Source organism: Lachnospiraceae bacterium oral taxon 096 (assembly GCA_018141845.1).
GTDB lineage: Bacteria > Bacillota > Clostridia > Lachnospirales > Lachnospiraceae > F0428.
Window position 1 is genome coordinate 292,949 of the sequence record CP073340.1, and the last position, 18,552, is coordinate 311,500.

The following is an 18,552-nucleotide window of genomic DNA, read 5'->3' on the forward strand; positions in this document are numbered from 1 at the left end:
TTTCCTCCTCTAAAAAAAATCTGCCAAAATCAGTAGGTCACCGATTCTAGCAGATCTTTTGTTTCTAATTATTTGTTTCCTTGATTTGAATATTTAATTCTTCCAATTGCTGTGGATCCACAAAGTCAGGTGCCTGTGTCATCAAATCTGATGCATCCTTTACCTTTGGAAATGCCATAACATCGCGAATAGAGTCTGCACCAACCATTAACATTACCACTCGGTCAAGGCCATAGGCCAATCCTGCATGTGGTGGAACACCGTATTTAAATGCTTCCAACAGATAGCCAAATCTCTCTTCGGCCACTTCCTTTGAAAGTCCAAGAACTTCAAACATCTTCTCCTGAATATCTGCTTGATGAATTCTCACTGAACCGCCACCAAGCTCTGTTCCATTGAGTACAATGTCATATGCCTTTGCACGAACTCGGCCTGGATCAGAATCAATATATTGCCAATCTTCTTCCATTGGCATAGTGAATGGATGATGCATCGCCTTAAAGCGATTTTCCTCATCAGACCACTCAAGTAATGGAAATTCAGTAACCCACAAAAACTTAAAATCATCTTTCTTAAAAAGTCCAAGTTGTGCAGCAATTTCACAGCGAAGAGCACCGAGCACAGACCAAACAATGGTGTTTTTATCTGCTGCAAAAAGGAGTAGATCTCCTGGCTCTCCCTCCATTGCCACCACAATATTTTTCAATTCTTCCTCAGACATAAACTTTGCAAAGGAAGACTTTACATTTCCATCTTCCTCCAGTGCAATGTAGGCCAGTCCCTTTGCCCCATATCCCTTGGCAAATTCTACAAGTGCATCAATCTTTTTTCTTGGCATATGTCCCTGTCCCTTAGCATTAATGCCTCGAACTGTTCCGCCAGCGGTGATCGCATTTTTAAAAACTGCAAATTCTGTATTTTTTACTACTTCTGTAATATTCTTTAATTCCATTCCAAAGCGAAGGTCTGGTTTATCTGAACCAAAGCGATCCATAGCCTCTTGCCATGTCATTCTCTGAATTGGAAGGCTAATTTCTACACCAAGCACTTCCTTAAATAGTCTTTGCAATAGACGCTCATTGACTTCCATAACATCTTCTTGATCGACAAAGGACAACTCCATATCAATTTGAGTAAATTCTGGCTGTCGATCTGCTCTTAAATCCTCATCTCTATAACAGCGAGCAAGCTGAAAATAGCGGTCATATCCAGAGCACATCAACAATTGCTTAAAGAGCTGGGGAGATTGTGGAAGTGCATAGAATGCACCTGGGTGTACACGGCTTGGTACAAGATAATCCCTTGCTCCCTCTGGAGAGCTCTTAATTAATGTCGGTGTCTCAATCTCTAAAAATCCCTCCTGTGCAAGAAAAAGTCTCGTCAAAGTTGCAATCTGACTTCTTGTCATAATATTCTTTTGAAGATCTGGACGACGAAGATCAAGATAGCGATACTTTAGTCGAATGTCTTCCTTGGTCTTTGCATTTGCCTCAATTGGAAATGGAGGTGTCTCTGACTCAGAAAGAATGCGAATAGCTTTTGCCCTTACTTCTAAATTTCCTGTGGTAAGATTTTCATTGGATGCACCACTTCTTTTTTCCAGCACCCCTGTCACAGCAATACAAAATTCTGCACGCAACTTTCCTGCCTTTGCAAAGGCCTCACTTCCACAGTCATCCTCCTCAAAGACGATCTGCAAAAGCCCTGAGCGGTCTCGAAGGTCAACAAAGATCAGACTTCCCTTATTTCTGCTCTTTTGTACCCAACCCATCACCGTCACTTCATCGCCAATACTAGCATTGACTACTTCTGCACATCTATGGCTTCTCTTTAAGCCCAACATTGATTCTGCCATTATCTTCTCCCCTACTTCTTTAATTCTTCTCTATAAAATTCTCTAAATTCTGTATAGCCCTCTGCCTCTAATTGTGTCTTTTGGAATTTCTTATTCTTGTTCATTCCTGAAACAAGGACAATATTTCCTGCATTTCTTTCTGCATCTGCTGTCTGTAAAATCTCGGCCATTTTTTCCACCTCTATTCCCTTTTCAAATAAAAAGGCCTTCTTCTCTCTGGCAGGGATTTGAAATTTTTGATCCAGCAATATCGTAATAATTCGCTCAAAGCCAATAGAAAATCCACAAGCTGGTGTATCCTTTCCTGTAAACTTTCCAATCATCTTGTCATAGCGACCACCACCAGCAACCGATCCACCAAAGCCCTCCATAGAAACCTCAAAAATCGTTCCCGTGTAATAGCCCATTCCACGCACAAGTGTCGGATCAAATTCCAGTGAAAAACTTCCCTTCTTGCAAGCACTGACCATATCCATAATCTGTGCAAGATTTTCTACGGTCTCCTTTTTGATATGTTCTTGTCCAAGCTTTTCAAAGAGTCCACGAACAGCACTAGCATCCTTTCCAAGGGTTGTAAACAATGCCATATACTTGTCCACGGCTTCCCTTGAAAATCCATTTTCAACCAATTCCCCAGCAACACCATCCGCACCGATTTTATCCATCTTATCTAAGATAATAAACACCATATCGGTGCTTTCTTCTGGAAATCCTGCATAGGAAGCCATCGCACGAAGAATTTCCCTATCATTCATTCTTACACAAAATTGATTGTCTGGGCAAATTCTAGAAAGTGAGGTTGTCGCCGCCAAAATCAATTCAATCTCTGCCAGATGGCTGGCCTCACCCAAAATATCAATATCACATTGTGTGAATTGACGAAATCTTCCCTTTTGTGGACGGTCCGCTCTCCACACACTTCCAATTTGCAATGCTTTAAATGGCGAAGGCAAGTTTGCAGCATTATTGGAGTAATAGCGTGCCAAAGGCAAAGTTAAATCGTAGCGAAGCCCAGAATCTGTTAAATCTACCTCCTCCTTAGCTTCCTCTACATTTAATTTTTCTCCACGCTTTAACACTTTAAAAATTAACTTTTCATTATCTCCACCTTGTTTTGAAAGCAAGTTTTCAATATGCTCCACACAAGGCGTTTCAATGGACGAAAATCCAAAACTTCTATAGATATCCTTAATTACATTCATCAGATAATCTCTGATAGCCATTTCTTCTGGAAGAATATCCTTCATTCCAGTCACCGGTTTTTTTATCAATGCCATAGTTTTCTCTAAACCTTTCATCTATTGTATACATCTATCTTAGCGTCTGTGTCTGATTTTGCAAGTAAAAATTGTTCTTTTCTTTGAATCAATTGATCAAGTCGCTCGATATAGAGCTTTGGGTCTTTGACATTTTCCACACGCTCAATGCGGTCTTCTTTTGGAAATACAATTTTTGAACTCGTCCCTGCACCACAGGCGACAATCGTCTGTTTTTCTTCCATAATTAGAATATTGTAGATGCACACCTTTCCCTCTTTCGCATAGCCCACATTTTCAAAATTTCCTGCCATATTCTTTTGTCGATACAAATAATAGGGAAGCAGTTGATTCTCTTGGCAAGCACTTGCTGTCGCCTCAATCATCTGCCAAGTATTTTCAATCTTTAAATCGATAAACTCTTCTCTGTTGGTATTTAGCCTTGCCGCACGCTTAATAGCAAGAGAATGGACGGTCACCGAATCAGGAGCAAGGGCCATGACTTGAGCGAGAGTATCCTGTACATCCTCTAAGTTCTCCTCTGGTAGTCCAACAATCAAATCCATATTAATATTTTCAAAGCCCAATTGCCTAGCGAGAAAAAATTGCTCCCTCACTCGCTCCACACTATGTCTTCTGCCAATAATATCCAATGTTCTCTGTTGCATAGTCTGTGGATTGATCGAGATTCTCTGCACACCATGTCTTCTCATCACTTCCAATTTTTCTCTTGTGATGCTATCTGGTCGTCCTGCTTCAATGGTTATTTCTAACAGATGAGAAAGATCAAATTCTCTTTCCACACAGCACAAAATCTCATCTATCTGTTCTGGAGAAAGAGAAGTGGGTGTTCCCCCACCCATATAGATAGTCTGCAACTTTCTTTTTCTCATCATTTTGGCCACCGCAACCAATTCTTTTTTTAGTGATGCCAGATATTCATCTGCCCCACCATTTTTCCAGCGGTCAATAGGATAGGAGGTAAAGGAGCAATACGCACATCTTGTCGGACAAAATGGAATGCCAATATATAGACTCCAGCCATTTTGATAGTCCAAAGGATCCAGAATTTCCTTTTCCCTTTTCGCTGTCAAAATACACAACTTTGTCTTTTCATCGCTAACCAAATAGACCTCTTGTAAATGTCTTTTTACTTCTTCTTCGCTCTTTCCCTCTTCGAGCATTTTCATTGCAATTTTAGTTGGGCGAATCCCGGTGAGTGTTCCCCACGGCAGGGATTTTCCTGTCTCCTCTGCCAAGATTTGATACAAATTTCTCTTCAATTCATTCTTTGTGTCAATCCGCTCTGTGTGCTCCCTAAATGTAAACTCTCTTTTGCTTCCATCTCCAAAGCGAAGAAAGGCTCTATAGTGATCTTCCAAATGCTCCGCCCAAAAAGTAAGAAAGGCTTTTGCTCCAGATTCGTGAATAAACTCCTCCCCTGGATAAAAAGCCATCAGCAATTCTCGGATGTCTTGTTCAAACAAGACATCCTTTAGTAGTATTTCAATCATTTCTGCCTCAATTTGCTGCTAATGGATTGTGCAGCTTTTCGTATTCTATCGTTGTCGCACCACCATGTCCTGGAAGAACCAAGGTCCTCTCAGGCAGTTGAAATAACTTCCCACGGATGGAATCTTCAATCTCTATCTGCGAACCGCCTGGAAGATCCACTCTTCCATAGCTTTCACGAAACAAGGTATCTCCAGAAAACAAAATATCCTCGCTCTCACAATAATAACAGCAAGATCCCTTTGTGTGTCCTGGTGTTGCCATCATCACCCACTCACAATCAAGGAAAAAAATCTTTGCCCCATCTTTGAGGTACTCATCTGCAACCACCTTTTTTCTCTGGTGAACAAAGTCCCAAATAGCATTGGCATTAGGATCTTCAAGCAAGGACTTTTCTTCTGCACTTGCATAGACTTTGATGCCATATTCTTTTCTGAGCTCATCGACAGCCTGAATATGATCAAAATGTCCATGAGTCAAAAAAATTGCCCTCGGCAGCAGATGATTTTGAGAAATTTGCTTCATAATCTCTGATGCCTCATCTGCTGGGTCAACAATAATGCATTCTCTGTTTTCTTTATGAAAACAAGTATAGGTATTGGTTCCCACCATACCGAGCACTTGAACTAAAAACTCTAATTTTTTCATTATCCTGTTGCCCTTTCTATATCCATCACACCTGGAACTTGTCTAAGCTTGGCCTGCAATACACGAAGTTCCTCTGTTCCCTTGACATCAAAACTAATCTTCATCGTCGCTATTTCTTGTTTACTCACCTTTGATGTGAGTGATTTGATATCAATATTTTTCTCTGAAAACACCTTGCTGATATCAAGGAAAATGCCTGTACGATTTTGTGCATAGATCAATACTTCCACGCTATAGGTCTCTATGGTCTCCTTGAGACTTTGCCACTCCACAGGAATTAGACGCTCTCTTTCATTGTCTGGAAGATGAATAATATTGACACAATCTGTTCGGTGCACCGATACGCCATGCCCCCTTGTAATGAAACCAACAATTTCATCACCTGGCACTGGCATACAACAGCGCATCAATCGAATCGCCACATTTCCCTCAAGTCCTCTGACAATGACACCATTATTCGCCTTTCGAATCTTTACTTTGTCAGGAGTTTTTGTCGCCTCTTTGATGCTCTTGATCAGCTCTTCGTCTGTCATATTTTTCTTTTGTGACTTCTTGTACTCATCTAAGAGCTTATTGACAATCTGACCTTCCTTCAATCCACCTCGACCAACAGTCGCAAGCAGGGTATCCCATCCCTGAATCGAATACCTTCTGAGCACCTTTTCCTGAAACTCTGGCCGATTGATTTTGGCAAGCTCAATCCCCTTTGCTCTGCTGTCCTTTTCAAGTAATTCCTTACCTCGAGCAATATTTTCTTCCTTTGACTGGTTTCGAAACCACTGATTGATCTTGTTCTTTGCCTGAACGGTATGCACAATTCTCAACCAATCCATACTTGGCCCTGTAGAATTTTGAGAGACAAGCACCTCAACTCGATCGGCATTTTGAATGACATAATCAATGGGAACAGACTTTCCGTTGACCTTTGCTCCCACCATCTTATTTCCAATAGCCGAATGAATCGAATAGGCAAAATCAATGACATTTGAGCCTAAAGGCAGGCTCTTCACATCGCCCTGTGGTGTAAAACAATAGACTCTTCCTGACAATAAATCAAATTCTTCCTTGATCTGCTTTAAAAATTGAATATTGTCTTTGACATCGCCCATCGTCTCCAAGACTTCTCGCAACCAATTCATCTTTTGGTCAGTCAAGTCAATAACTCTTGCACCATTTCCATCTTCCTTGTACTTCCAATGGGCGGCAATACCATATTCCGCCACTCTGTGCATCTCATAGGTTCGAATTTGTACTTCAAATGGTTTACCATCTTCGGTCATCACTGTAGTATGAATAGAGCTATATTGATTGGCCTTTGGTCCTGCAATATAGTCCTTAAACCTAGACTGAATTGGGCGATACAAGCGATGAACAATTCCAAGTGCCTGATAACACTCTGCGACCTCTTTGACAATGACTCGCACAGCAAATAAATCATAAATTTGATCCAATGTCTTATTCTGCCTAGTCATTTTCTTATAAATAGAGAAGAAATGCTTTACCCTTCCCTTCACTTCCCCTTTAACGTAGGCATCTTTTAGGGCCGCAGAAATCTCATCGACAATCGAATTGACAAATTTTTGTCTATCACTCTTTTCAAGGTCAATGCCTCTGACAAGCTCCTCATACTTTTCCGGTTGAAGATAGCGAAGCGCATAGTCATCCAGCTCGACCTTAATCTTTGAAATCCCCAATCTCTGTGCAATCGGCGCATAAATTTCCATGGTCTCTCTCGCCTTTTCTTTTTGCTTATTGGGCGGCTGATATTGCAATGTACGCATATTGTGGAGTCGATCTGCAAGCTTAATAATCATCACACGCACATCTTTTGACATCGCAAAAAACATCTTCCTCAAGTTCTCAGCCTGTATGCTCACTCGATCCTCTGTCAGCGAAAGCTTTGTCAACTTGGTCACACCGTCTACAAGATTGGCAATCTCCTTGCCAAACATCTTCTCCAAATCCTCATAGCTGTAGGCGGTATCCTCAATTACATCATGCATCAACGCCGCAGCCAAAGTCTGTGCATCCATATTTAGCTCTGCCAAAATAATAGCCACACAGATTGGATGGATGATATAAGGCTCTCCAGATTTTCTCTTTTGATTCTTATGCGCATCCTTGGCCACATTATATGCTTTATCAATAACAGCAAGTTCTGTTTTTGAGTGCGAACCTTCGACCTTTCGAATCAACTCCTTATAGAGTATATCGGGATCAGTAAAATCCGCTGGTCTCTCCAATTCCCCGGCCTCTGCAATATTATTGACAAGTTCTCTTCCTTTATCCATATATGCATCCCCGCCTTTCTATCTTTCTATACTTGAAATATTGATATTATAAGAATTTTAGCGAAAAATTGCAATGGAAACTATATTTTTTTCGTATATTCCAAGGGAGAGTTCCCAAATCAATTGCTAACTTGAAAACTCTCCCTCTATTTTTGCTCATAACTAGGCAATCGTTGCCTTTCTATTTTTTTTTATATCCACATAATCTGCCTTAATAATAACGCTCAACTTCTTGTAAAGTAAAAGGGTCACCACAGATACCGCCACGCCCTTAACTAAATTTAAAGGTGCAACAGAAAAGAGTACCATCGTTGTCACTGAATGAATGGATGGATTAATCGCTGTTCCCATTTGTACTAAATTATCCAATGGCATGCCATAAAGCTGTGCAAACTTTGGCAATAAATAGATGGCATTAAAGGCTGAGCCAAAGATAGTCATACAAAGTGTTCCCACTACCATTCCAATCAATGCGTGATTGCGATTCTTTCTCATCAGGTAAACGACACTGGAAGGAATTAACAAACTACAACCCACAGCAAAATTAGCAAGTTCACCCACAAATGCCGTCGATGTTGACTTAAAAATTACTTTAAGCAAAATTTTACAAAACTCGGTCAATACACCCGTCACTGGTCCAAAGGCAAAGGTAACAATCATAACAGGAACCTCTGACAAATCAATCTTATAAAAGTTTGGTGCAAATGGCATAGGAACCTCAAACATCATTGCAATGGTACTTACCGCCGCAAACACACCGACCATCGCGATCTTCTTTGTCGTGATGATCTTTCCACTGTACCCTGTCCTTTTGTTGCTCCACCGCTCTAAAACATAGGCCAGGACAAATACTGCGACAACAATGCCCAAAAATTCTGTGAAAAATACAAGATTTTCCATAATTGCACTAAAAAACTTACCCATTTTTCCTCCTTTTTCCAGGGAAGGCACCAAAAAGACCCTAGTACTTAAACTAGGGCCTATGTCTTGTGTATACCAATCTTCTTCCATCCAGACTATCACTGTCGGTTCTGGAATTGCACCAGATCAGCTGCCAAAGCAGTTCGCAGACTTTACTGCCGGTGGGGACTTGCACCCCGCCCTGAAGTATTTATTTTTCTTATTGTAGGATATTTTTTTTCAAAAATCAAGACACTTCCTAAATTTCGTCAAAAATGTCAATCAAATCATCAAGTCGACCAATAACTCGATCGGTCATTGCTCTAAGTTCATCGGTCGCCGGAATCTGGTCAGGAACCATAATCACATGACAGCCCGCAGCATGACCAGCTTGAATTCCATTGATGGAATCTTCGAGCACAATACAATTTGTTGGATCTTCACCAACCATTCTAGCTGCCTCCAAAAAAATATCGGGTGCTGGCTTTCCATGAGTAACCCTATCGCCACAAACCAATGTGTCAAAATACTTTGTCAAATTCGTCATTTCCAGAAACTTCTTGACTAACTCTTCCTTTGTCGATGATGCCACGGCACATTTAATCTTTCGTTCATTGAGAAATTGCAATAATTTTTCAAGCCCTGGCTTTACAGGCACTCCATTCTTGTCGATATAATCAAGTACATATTGCGTCTTTTCTTCTCTTGCCACTTCTGGATTAAATCCCTCCACGGCCTCGCTTAACATTGCATTCCCAATGTTCTTTGCACTTCCCTTTACTCTCATCAAAAGATCATGAGGAAGCTCAAATCCCTGTCTCTTTCCTGCCATCTTCCATCCATGGTAGTGCAATACTTCTGTGTCGAACATCAAACCATCCATATCAAATAACACTGCTGTGACCATAAAAAGCCCTCCTTTTTGTATTTCCTCCTATTATACCATTGTTTTTTACAAAAAAACATTATATAATTCAAAATATATGTGCAATTTTTAGAGGAGGTACAAAATGACCATTATTTATGAACAAGAAAATCAACGAAGTGCCGCATATGATGGCACTGCACTGATCGGTCAGTGCAACTACACCTTAAACGCTGGCACTTGGTCCATTGAACACACGGAGGTGGACAAAGCCTATGGTGGACAAGGTATTGCCAAGCAATTGGTCTATTGCCTAATTGACGCAGCCAGAAAGAACAATGTCAAAATTCTTCCGATCTGCTCCTATGCAGTCAAGCTCTTTGAAAAAGATCCCTCATTAGAGGATGTTCTTCTTCACTAGGGATAGAGCCTTTCAATGGCACGCTGAATTTGCTGTGCGGACTCACTCATATTGTCCTTGCTATTGTAAACGAGGCTGATCGCTCGATGTGCCCCACCCTCGCCCAAACTAAAGCCAAGCAGCGTGCCATCTTCAATGTATTTTTGTGCAGCCAGCTTTGATATAACCGTAATTCCCATTCCGCCTGCAATGGATTGTAAAAGCGTCAATGGATTACTAATGATGGCCACAATATTAAGATTTTCTTCCGCAATTCCCAATCGCTTCATCACTCTCATCGCTTCTTTTCTCGTTCCAGATCCTGCCTCTCGAAGAATAATCCTCTCTCCTTCAATCCAACGAATATCTCGATGTTCCCTCTGAATCCCTTGATAATATGGATTATTTGGTGCTACCACAATCAGTTCATCATCATAAAATGGCAAATATTTACAATAGCGATTTTCAATCACACTTCCTGCAAATCCGATATCGACCAATTGATTGCCCACCTTATTGGCCACTTCCTCGCTGTCACACTCAATTAAACGAAATTGCAAGCTCTTATCCTGCTTACTCGCCTCTAAAAGAATCTGCGGAATAAGATATTGAGCTGGAACAGTGGATGCCGCAATGACAATTTCCATTCGCATTTCTCTCTCCCGCTTCCGATCAAAAATGCGGTCAATCATTTTTGTTGCGTCCACAATGCGCTTAGCTTGAATATAGAGTTTCTCCCCATTTTCTGTGAGGGCAACACTGGTTGTACTGCGAATAAATAAGGGTGTACCCAATTCCTTTTCCAAATTTGTGATATTCGTACTAATGGTTGGCTGTGTCAAATGCAATTCCCTCGCCGCCTTTGAAAAGCTATTGTTTTTTGCCACCATATAAAAGGCTTCAATTTGTCTTAAATTCATCATTTTTACATCCCCCTAAAACTTTTTGTGCAACCCCACGCCAAGATACCCTTGACAAATCTGTTGCCTTAATCCTATCACTCTCCACTGCTCGGTCAAGCACCTTTGCCAACTCTTCCTCAAATTTTGGCAAAGCCTCCTGATCTGGCTCATCAATGCAATACATCTTTGGCATTTTTACATAGTCAATATTTGGATTTTCAATATTTTGATTGATCCACTTTTGTACCCCCGGCAAATCCGTCATTACGACTCGGTTGCCACAGGCCATAGCCTCAATCACTGTTAGAGGAATTCCTTCATAAAACGAAGGCAAAACAAAAATATCTGATTGATTGTAAGCATCTGCCATCTGCATTTGATTCAGTTTTCCTAAAAATGTAATGTTTTCGCCACGACCAAGAGATAAAATTTCTTGATACTCTTTAGCATTTCCACTCCCACCTGCAAGTTCTAACTCCACATTTTTTTCCTTCATCAAATGCATCGCCCGCAACAAGCTGGCCACACCTTTTTTTTGTGTAATCTTTCCAGCAAATAAAATCTTCTTTCTCTTCCCTGACACTCTCTTTTTCTGGTCAAAAAACACATCGGCATTATAGCCCATTCCGACAACAGAAATCTTTTTTCTCTCAGCTCCATAGATTTCTTCCACCAGCTCAATTTGCTCTTCTCTGAGCACATAAATGCCATCCAATTTCTTAATTTGACTTTTTATAAATTCTCTCTCCAGAGGATGACTCTGCATTTGACGCAAATCTGTGTTGTGGCAAAAACCATAGATTTTTTTTTCAGGAAAGGCCTCTCGAACAATGGCTGTCAATAAATACAGATGATGACAAAAAATAAGATCAGGAGAAAACTCATCCATTGCCCTTTTTAGTTCACGCAAAAAGATGGACTTAAATTGGAAAACCATTTCCTCTGTCATATCCTTGTATCTCGTGGAAGTATAGGGCATTTCGTCACTCATTCCGCAAACAGGGAAGGGCAAGTCCTTGCTCATAAATTGTACAGGGTAAACACTTGCCTCAAAGGGAAGAGCAATTTCTTCTCCCATCGAAATTCCCGCCACAATGGCCTGCTTGTGACCAAGCTTTTCAAATTCCTTCATCAATTCTGTCAAATACACACCACTACCTGTACTATTTGGCTTCTGTGCTGTGACACTCAATATTTTCATTTTCTTCCCTCCCAAGCTTTTGATTGATGCACACAAAGGATCCAATCTCAACATCTGCGTTTTCGCAAATTACAATTTCCCCTGCTTCGGTGTCCACAAGATATTCCCAAGATGCACCGTGAAATTCTTTTTCCACCACTCTTCCCTGCCACATTCCTTCTTCATCCACAAAACAAAGCTCTTCTGGATAGAGATAGTGGACTTTATCCTGCCAATACAATTGATTGACTTGTCCAAAAAATTCCTTGACCCACAAATCTTTCGGGTGGCGATAAATCTCTTGTGGTGTTCCAATTTGAACAATCCTGCCCTCCCTCATCAGGGCAATTCTATCTCCCAATGCCATGGCCTCCTCCTGGTCGTGGGTGACAAAAATCATATTTATCCCCAGTCTCCTCTGCAATTGTTTTAAATCTTTTCTCAATCTCCTGCGCAAATTGGCATCGAGATTACTAAATGGCTCATCGAGAAGCAGTAATTTTGGCTCAATGCAGACAGCACGGGCAAAGGCAACCCTCTGTTGCTGCCCACCACTTAAGTCCTGTATGCGTACATGAGAAAACTCCAAAAGCCCCACAAGTTCAAGAGCCTTTTTCCCTCTTTCCAAACGATCAGCTTTACTCAATTTTCGAAATCGCAGCCCATAGCTAACATTTTCAAACACATTCATATGGGGAAAGAGGGCATAGGACTGAAATACAGTGGCAATCTCCCTCTCCTCTGCCAGTTGCCTTGTGATATCCAAACCATTGAGTTCAATTTTTCCACTATCTGGACTTAAAAACCCTCCAATCATTTGTAAGGTCGTTGTCTTTCCACAACCAGATTCTCCCAAAAGGCATACAATCTCCCCCCGTTCCATTTCAAGGTCAAAATTGCAGACCACCTGCTTCTCTCCAAAAAATTTATTGATCTTTTGTATTTTTAGCATACATCCTCTCCCGCAAAATAGAATTGACCAACCAAGAAACGAACACAGACACCAAAATAATCATTGCCGACATCAAACAAGCCACACCGTACTCTCCCGCATTGATGGCATCATAGAGCGTATAGACTGCCATCTTATATCTTGGGGTAATTAAGAATAACACTGCTCCCGATGTCGTCATTGCCCCAGTAAAATTGTAGACAAAACCTGTGACATATGTTGACTTTAAACTTGGCCACACCACATCTCTCAATACCTCGATCTTTGTCGCCCCCAAGTCTCTTGCTGCCATCTCCACCCTTTCACTCATTTGAGCCAATGATGAACTTGCCGATTGAATAATCACAGGCAATTGTCGAAAGAGGATATTCAAAATAATAATATACGCTGTCTGTGTCAATTTCAATGGCTGATGATGAAATGCCAAAATATATCCTATACCAAAACAAGTTCCTGGAAGGACATAGGGAATCATTGCCAAAAAATAAATGACCTTCTTTAACCATCCCCTTCGTTTTTCCACATAGTAGGCAAAAAAGAGAGCAAAAAATGTTCCTACAACAGCAACCACCAGTGCAATTTTGATACTCACCCAAAAGCTTTTGATATTATAGCCCAAAAGTTTTTGAAGATTGTCAAGTGTAAAATAATATCTTCCCTTTTTTGACTTTAAAAAACCCATAACAAAAATACAAAGATATTGTAATGCCATAAAGATGGCATAAAAAATAGACACCAGACCAAAAAAATATCTCCATTTTTTCTCTGGACGAAGCCATTCTAAGAGCTCACCACCCACTCGTCCGTCCACACCATAGATTTTATTTCCCTTTTTCATTAAGTAGAGATAGAGAAAAAGAGAAAAAATAGCAGGAACTACGAGTAAACTATTCATTGCTGCCGCCTTATCAAGGCGTGCATAGCCGATCATTTGCATATAAATTTCTGCTGCCAGTGTATTATAATTTCCACCAATCACTGCAGGTGTAACAAAATCAGACAATGACCGCATAAAGGAAAGAATCCATGCCACAGCAACCACTGGCCAAAGTAGAGGAAGGATCACTTGATAAAAGCATTCCCACCAACTCGCTCCAAGCCCTCTGGCCGCTTTTAAAATGCTGACCTCCATTCTTCTTAGATATTGCATGAATAAGAGCGTACTCAGTGCCACAAAATGCATAGTCTGCATACTAATAATTCCCCATCGATTGTAGGGATTGAGATGCAAATGAAGGAGCATATAGGTGATCACTCCTCTTCGACCATACAGCTGTATATAGACCAATGCCCCAATAAACGGCGGTGAAACCAAAGTCATCACAAAGAGTATTTGAAAAAATTTTTGAATTTTTTGATGTGCACTGCCCACATAGATGGCAATCATAAGAGCAATTATTGTGGAAAATGTGGCCGAGAATACCGCTGTATATATACTATTTCCCAATAACACTCGATTTTCCTGCCACAAATTTTGATAACTGCTTAAGGGACGGAAAAAGACCAATAAAAGTGGGTAGGCAACAAATAAAACGACCGATGCCATCAGTAGCATCTGAAAGCATCGGTCAATCCCATCAGAAAAAATATATCTTCTCTTCATGGACACTATTTCTCTGATTTTGCCCCAGCAAGGGTATCCCACTTGGCCAGAATGGCATCTCTATTCTTTCCAAAGAGCGATAAATCTTCTTTTAATAATGTATTGGTGTCAAAAGTCAAGTTCAATCCCTCAATGCTTGGCTTTACTACCTTAATGGTATCTTTTCCATCAATTTCTGCAAGTAATTTTAAGTTTTCATCATCACTATAGAGCCAATTTAAAAACTTCTCCGCTTCCTTTTGATGTGCTGCTCCCTTAAATACAGCCACACCCTCTGGCACATATGGAATTCCATCACTTGGATAAACTAAACTGCAATTTTGCTCCTCTGCCAACTTTGCTGTCTTATTGTCCATTGGAGTGATACCAATGGCCACCTCTCCAGCCGCTGTCTTTTCTCTTGGATCTCCACCTCGTTTAGAATAAAAGTCAATATTTTCATTGAGTGCAGTCAAATACTTCCAGCCCTCATCTTCGCCCTTAACCTGTAACATTGCATTGACTACACCATAGTTTGTTCCTGAAATTGCAGGATTGGACATCAAAATCTGTCCCTTATACTCTGGCTTAATTAAATCCGCCCAGCTAGCCGGAGCTGTCAAATTCTTCTCCTTCAATACATTATTATTGACAATAAATCCAACAATGGTAAGTCCCTTGGTATACCAATAGCCATCTGGGTCTTTGTACTCTGGAGCTAAACTATCCGCAGCATCTAATTTTACTTGTGCAAGCAATCCTTCTTCCTTGGCACTCATAAAGGCATCAATTCCGCCACCAAACCACAAATCCGCCATTGGTGTTCCATTTTCTGCCTTAACCTTAGAAAGCACCTCTCCAGAAGACATCGATAGCATCTCAGTCTGAATGTTGGTGTCTTTGGTAAATTTGTCAAACAGACGCACATAGTCCTGACTCGTTGCCACAATTTCCAATTTGTCTGTGCTAGAGCCTGCATCCTTGGCCACCGTGGTAGTCTCTGCTGCTGATGAATTTGTCTCTTTGTTTGTTGATGCACCTTTTGAACATCCCATCAAAGTTCCTGCTAAACTCATCGCAATTGCTGCATAGGCTAAGTATTTCTTTAACATCTTTCCCTCCTATTGTGAAATTATTTTTCCCTTTGTATACATTATGCCATAAATCCTAAAAATTTCAACACCTATTCTTCGTGATGATGCCCTATTTTTTTCCATTGTACTCCCGCATTTTCTAGTAAATATTTTGTCTTTCCTCCTTCGGTACTGAGCTTTACTGTTCCTGTCACCTCAATCCCCATCTCTTCACTTGGTAAATGATCCATACTTCCAACATCTCCAACAAATTCTATCCCCTCAGGCAACAGACTATAGAGATCTTCAACCACACAGTAATTTTTTTCTCCCCTCGGTGCATATCCTCCCTGAATGCGAAAAACCTTTCCCTCATACTTCTTTGGATTGCTCAACACATCTTTTATTGTATCCTGCATAAGCTCTGTTCCCATCTTTGTGAAATCATAATCCACGCCTTCAGTTTGCCCAGCCCATTTGCTCTGACTCTCTCTCTCTGCACTCCTAGATTCCGCCATAGAACTTTCAATCATCACCTGTGCTTCCTCAATCGCACTCAAATTTCGATCTTTTTCTGAACGCAACTTCTTTTGACAGCCACAAAGCCCCACAATCCCAAACAATGTAACAAAAAACATTTGATAAAAAACTCTTCTTTTCACCGTTCTCTCTCCTTTATTTTTACAATTTTATCACAGCTTTTACCTCCCTACAACTAAGCTCACTCTTTACCATAACCAAACTTTGTAGTAAAATAGAGCACATAATAAAAAAGTAAAGGAGAAGAAATAATGAAGAAATTACGCCACTTTATTGGCTTTACCCTTGTTGCTACAGCGATTGCTGCTGGTATTGCTTATGTATTACAGTACAAAAACTTCCACAAGGAACTTTCCCATGATCTAGAAGACTTTGAGAATCAAGATGATGAGGATATCGAAAGTGATGAAGACCGCAATTACATTCCTGTAACTCCAGTCAAAAAAGAGAGCGAAACTGAAGTTCAAGACAAGGAAGAAGATACAGAATAGAGATTAAAGGATGAGTTTATGAGCAAGAGACTACTCAGCAACATTATTATGGCTGTTTCCATTGTAATGATTGTCATTGGAATCGCTGGTGCTGCTCCCCACATCTATGGATATCTCCAAGGGGATAGTACATACAAAAATATGGAACAATTTGTCAAAGACGAAAGCATTGAAGAGACAACCACTATAGAACAAGAGACAGGTAATCATGCTGGTGAGGATGCGAATGCAAAAAAGGAGGAGCAGACAACCAAAAAAGAACTCACTCCTGTAGTCAATCACTGGCCATCCGTCGATTTTTCTGCCCTCAGCAATATCAATTCTGATGTAAAGGCCTGGATTAAAATCGAAGGTACCAAGATTAATTACCCTGTCGTCCAAGGCAGTGATAACGATTTCTATCTCAATCATATGGTAAATAAAAAGCAAAATGCTGCTGGGAGTATTTTCTGGGATTATGAAAACAAAACTGACTTTTCTGATGTCAATACCATTATCTACGGTCATCATATGAAAAATGGATCGATGTTTGCTGGCTTACAAAGCTATGACTCCCAAGATTACTATGAGGTTCATCCCACAGGTATGCTCGTTTTACCAAATCAAAAGTATGAAATTCACTTTGTTGCCGCCTATGTGGCCAATGTCAATGACAATGCTTGGCAGATGGATTTTTCTGATCAAGCAGGTATTGACAAGTGGATTAACTCCGCCATTAAAAAATCAACATTCAAAAGTCACTACTCTGTAAAGCCTGGTGACCACTTCGTCACTTTGTCTACCTGTAGTTATGAATTTGATGATGCAAGATATATTTTGGTCGGTGTAGTCAAACCCGTATAAAGTCCACAGCATACAGGAAAAATAGAGCTGCAAACATGATTTGCTAGCTCTATTTTTTGACCTATAGACGATGTCACTCTATACTATAAATTTCCAAAGACTTCTCTCAATCGATCTAGGGCCTCCTTGAGTACACTTCTTGGACAGGCAATATTGATTCTCTCAAATCCTTCACCATCCACACCAAAAATCGCACCACTATCAAGCCACAACTTTGCCTTTTTACAAATCAACTCTTCTCTCTCTTCTTCACTCAAACCAAGTGCACGAAAATCAATCCAAATTAAATAGGTTCCCTCTGGCTCGATTAACTTTAATTTTGGCAAATGCTCCTCTAAATACTCTCTGGTAAAATCAAGATTCTCTTTAATATAGAGCTTTACCTGATCAAGCCAATCTCTTCCTGTCTCATACGCTGCCTGACAAGCCACCAGTCCCAGACCATTGAGCTGGCTGTATCCTGCACTACTCTTTACTCTTTTAAATCCATTTCTCAATTTTTCATCAGCAATCCAAACATTGGAAACTTGAAAACTGGCAATATTAAATGTCTTTGACGGTGCTGTTGCCACAATAGAAATTTTTTCAAATTCTGGTCTTAAACTTGAAAAGACAAAATGTTTCTTTCCATAAGTAAAGTCTGAATGGATCTCATCCGAAAAGACAATCACATGGTGACGAAGGCAAATTTCTCCCACTCTCTCCAGCTCTGCTTTATCCCACACTCTCCCCACTGGATTATGTGGACTGCAAAGCAAAAATAACTTCACCTTATTTTCTACAATTTTCTTTTCAAAATCCTCAAAATCCATTTTATATTGACCATCTCTAAGAACCAGTGGGCTATTCACAATATTTCTTCCATTATCCTTAATGACTTCACTAAATGGATAATAAACTGGTTGTTGAATTAATACCCCATCCCCTGGCTTTGTATAGGCCTGCACAGCCATAGCAATTGCAAATACTACGCCTGGAGTCTTTACTAACCAGCTCTTTTTTGGTTCCCAAGAGAAATTTTCTCTATACCAACCTGCAACAGCTTGATAGTAATCCTCTTTTGACTCACTGTAACCAAAAATGCCATGTTCTACACTTTGGTGCAGTCTTTCTCTAATCCCATCTGCCACTTGAAAGTCCATATCGGCAACCCAAAGTGGCAACACATCTGCATCTTTTCCTCTCTCCACAGCAAAATCATACTTTAAGCAATTTGTTCCCCTGCGGTCAATAATCTGATCAAAATTATATTTCTCCATACA

17 protein-coding genes and 1 riboswitch are annotated in these 18,552 nt (G+C 40.4%); of the genes, 3 read left to right on the forward strand and 14 right to left on the reverse strand.

Annotated elements, in window-relative coordinates; all coding sequences use genetic code 11:
• Positions 1-64: 64 nt before the first annotated feature.
• The 7 genes from aspS to J5A74_01430 form a co-directional block, all read right to left on the reverse strand.
• Positions 65-1,855 carry an aspartate--tRNA ligase gene (gene aspS / locus J5A74_01400; GenBank protein QUI96036.1) on the reverse strand — a complete coding sequence of 597 codons (1,791 nt, stop codon included), beginning with the start codon at positions 1,853-1,855 and terminating at the stop codon, positions 65-67.
• Between the two features lie 11 nt (positions 1,856-1,866).
• Positions 1,867-3,132 (reverse strand): histidine--tRNA ligase, encoded by a 1,266-nt coding sequence (gene hisS, locus J5A74_01405; GenBank protein ID QUI96037.1) that lies wholly within the window; start codon positions 3,130-3,132, stop codon positions 1,867-1,869.
• Between the two features lie 17 nt (positions 3,133-3,149).
• Positions 3,150-4,625, reverse strand: coding sequence for a coproporphyrinogen dehydrogenase HemZ (gene hemZ, locus J5A74_01410; GenBank protein ID QUI96038.1), 1,476 nt, complete (start codon positions 4,623-4,625; stop codon positions 3,150-3,152).
• Positions 4,626-4,632: 7 nt separating this feature from the next.
• Complete coding sequence (locus tag J5A74_01415; protein ID QUI96039.1) at positions 4,633-5,271, reverse strand: MBL fold metallo-hydrolase; 639 nt, start codon at positions 5,269-5,271, stop codon at positions 4,633-4,635.
• Entirely contained in the window at positions 5,271-7,562 is a 2,292-nt protein-coding gene (locus J5A74_01420) for a bifunctional (p)ppGpp synthetase/guanosine-3',5'-bis(diphosphate) 3'-pyrophosphohydrolase (protein ID QUI96040.1), read from the reverse strand. The genes J5A74_01415 and J5A74_01420 overlap by 1 nt, the downstream gene beginning before the upstream one ends.
• 162 nt (positions 7,563-7,724) lie before the next feature.
• Positions 7,725-8,486 (reverse strand): ECF transporter S component, encoded by a 762-nt coding sequence (locus J5A74_01425; GenBank protein QUI96041.1) that lies wholly within the window; start codon positions 8,484-8,486, stop codon positions 7,725-7,727.
• Positions 8,487-8,558: 72 nt separating this feature from the next.
• A riboswitch (FMN riboswitch) is annotated at positions 8,559-8,676 on the reverse strand.
• Positions 8,677-8,721: 45 nt separating this feature from the next.
• On the reverse strand, positions 8,722-9,369 hold the full coding sequence (locus tag J5A74_01430; protein QUI96042.1) for an HAD family phosphatase: 648 nt from the start codon (positions 9,367-9,369) through the stop codon (positions 8,722-8,724).
• 103 nt (positions 9,370-9,472) lie between these two features.
• Here J5A74_01430 and J5A74_01435 point away from each other — a divergent pair, with 103 nt between their 5' ends.
• Complete coding sequence (locus tag J5A74_01435; GenBank protein QUI96043.1) at positions 9,473-9,748, forward strand: N-acetyltransferase; 276 nt, start codon at positions 9,473-9,475, stop codon at positions 9,746-9,748.
• Here J5A74_01435 and J5A74_01440 read toward each other — a convergent pair.
• The 6 genes from J5A74_01440 to J5A74_01465 all read right to left on the reverse strand — a co-directional run bounded on the left by J5A74_01440 (position 9,745) and on the right by J5A74_01465 (position 16,078).
• Positions 9,745-10,650 (reverse strand): LysR family transcriptional regulator, encoded by a 906-nt coding sequence (locus J5A74_01440; GenBank protein ID QUI96044.1) that lies wholly within the window; start codon positions 10,648-10,650, stop codon positions 9,745-9,747. The genes J5A74_01435 and J5A74_01440 overlap by 4 nt on opposite strands.
• On the reverse strand, positions 10,628-11,830 hold the full coding sequence (locus tag J5A74_01445; GenBank protein ID QUI96045.1) for a glycosyltransferase family 4 protein: 1,203 nt from the start codon (positions 11,828-11,830) through the stop codon (positions 10,628-10,630). Before J5A74_01445 ends, J5A74_01440 begins: the two co-directional genes overlap by 23 nt.
• Entirely contained in the window at positions 11,793-12,761 is a 969-nt protein-coding gene (locus tag J5A74_01450) for an ABC transporter ATP-binding protein (GenBank protein ID QUI96046.1), read from the reverse strand. Before J5A74_01450 ends, J5A74_01445 begins: the two co-directional genes overlap by 38 nt.
• On the reverse strand, positions 12,736-14,364 hold the full coding sequence (locus J5A74_01455; GenBank protein QUI96047.1) for an iron ABC transporter permease: 1,629 nt from the start codon (positions 14,362-14,364) through the stop codon (positions 12,736-12,738). The genes J5A74_01450 and J5A74_01455 overlap by 26 nt, the downstream gene beginning before the upstream one ends.
• Positions 14,365-14,369: 5 nt before the next feature.
• A complete protein-coding gene (locus tag J5A74_01460) occupies positions 14,370-15,455 on the reverse strand; it encodes an ABC transporter substrate-binding protein (GenBank protein QUI96048.1) in 1,086 nt (361 codons plus the stop codon).
• 71 nt (positions 15,456-15,526) lie between these two features.
• A complete protein-coding gene (locus tag J5A74_01465; protein QUI96049.1) occupies positions 15,527-16,078 on the reverse strand; it encodes a hypothetical protein in 552 nt (183 codons plus the stop codon).
• A gap of 129 nt (positions 16,079-16,207) precedes the next feature.
• Between J5A74_01465 and J5A74_01470 the strand changes: the two genes are divergently transcribed.
• Together J5A74_01470 and srtB are read left to right on the forward strand one after the other, a co-directional pair.
• The gene (locus J5A74_01470; protein QUI96050.1) at positions 16,208-16,447 is read left to right on the forward strand and encodes a hypothetical protein; all 240 of its coding nucleotides are present in this window, start codon (positions 16,208-16,210) and stop codon (positions 16,445-16,447) included.
• 141 nt (positions 16,448-16,588) lie between these two features.
• Entirely contained in the window at positions 16,589-17,290 is a 702-nt protein-coding gene (gene srtB, locus J5A74_01475; protein ID QUI96782.1) for a class B sortase, read from the forward strand.
• A gap of 83 nt (positions 17,291-17,373) precedes the next feature.
• Here srtB and J5A74_01480 read toward each other — a convergent pair whose 3' ends face one another.
• Complete coding sequence (locus J5A74_01480) at positions 17,374-18,549, reverse strand: pyridoxal phosphate-dependent aminotransferase (GenBank protein ID QUI96051.1); 1,176 nt, start codon at positions 18,547-18,549, stop codon at positions 17,374-17,376.
• Between the last annotated feature and the right edge of the window lie 3 nt (positions 18,550-18,552).

Bases quoted from the DNA above. Each gene is read 5' to 3' on its own strand.
- J5A74_01455 (QUI96047.1), bottom strand. From the start codon at position 14,364: ATGAAGAGAAGATATATTTTTTCTGATGGGATTGACCGATGCTTTCAG.
- J5A74_01445 (QUI96045.1), bottom strand. From the start codon at position 11,830: ATGAAAATATTGAGTGTCACAGCACAGAAGCCAAATAGTACAGGTAGT.
- aspS (QUI96036.1), bottom strand. From the start codon at position 1,855: ATGGCAGAATCAATGTTGGGCTTAAAGAGAAGCCATAGATGTGCAGAA.
- J5A74_01440 (QUI96044.1), bottom strand. From the start codon at position 10,650: ATGATGAATTTAAGACAAATTGAAGCCTTTTATATGGTGGCAAAAAAC.
- J5A74_01470 (QUI96050.1), top strand. From the start codon at position 16,208: ATGAAGAAATTACGCCACTTTATTGGCTTTACCCTTGTTGCTACAGCG.
- hemZ (QUI96038.1), bottom strand. From the start codon at position 4,625: ATGATTGAAATACTACTAAAGGATGTCTTGTTTGAACAAGACATCCGA.
- J5A74_01480 (QUI96051.1), bottom strand. From the start codon at position 18,549: ATGGAGAAATATAATTTTGATCAGATTATTGACCGCAGGGGAACAAAT.
- srtB (QUI96782.1), top strand. From the start codon at position 16,589: ATGGAACAATTTGTCAAAGACGAAAGCATTGAAGAGACAACCACTATA.
- hisS (QUI96037.1), bottom strand. From the start codon at position 3,132: ATGGCATTGATAAAAAAACCGGTGACTGGAATGAAGGATATTCTTCCA.
- J5A74_01425 (QUI96041.1), bottom strand. From the start codon at position 8,486: ATGGGTAAGTTTTTTAGTGCAATTATGGAAAATCTTGTATTTTTCACA.
- J5A74_01450 (QUI96046.1), bottom strand. From the start codon at position 12,761: ATGCTAAAAATACAAAAGATCAATAAATTTTTTGGAGAGAAGCAGGTG.
- J5A74_01430 (QUI96042.1), bottom strand. From the start codon at position 9,369: ATGGTCACAGCAGTGTTATTTGATATGGATGGTTTGATGTTCGACACA.
- J5A74_01415 (QUI96039.1), bottom strand. From the start codon at position 5,271: ATGAAAAAATTAGAGTTTTTAGTTCAAGTGCTCGGTATGGTGGGAACC.
- J5A74_01460 (QUI96048.1), bottom strand. From the start codon at position 15,455: ATGTTAAAGAAATACTTAGCCTATGCAGCAATTGCGATGAGTTTAGCA.
- J5A74_01435 (QUI96043.1), top strand. From the start codon at position 9,473: ATGACCATTATTTATGAACAAGAAAATCAACGAAGTGCCGCATATGAT.
- J5A74_01420 (QUI96040.1), bottom strand. From the start codon at position 7,562: ATGGATAAAGGAAGAGAACTTGTCAATAATATTGCAGAGGCCGGGGAA.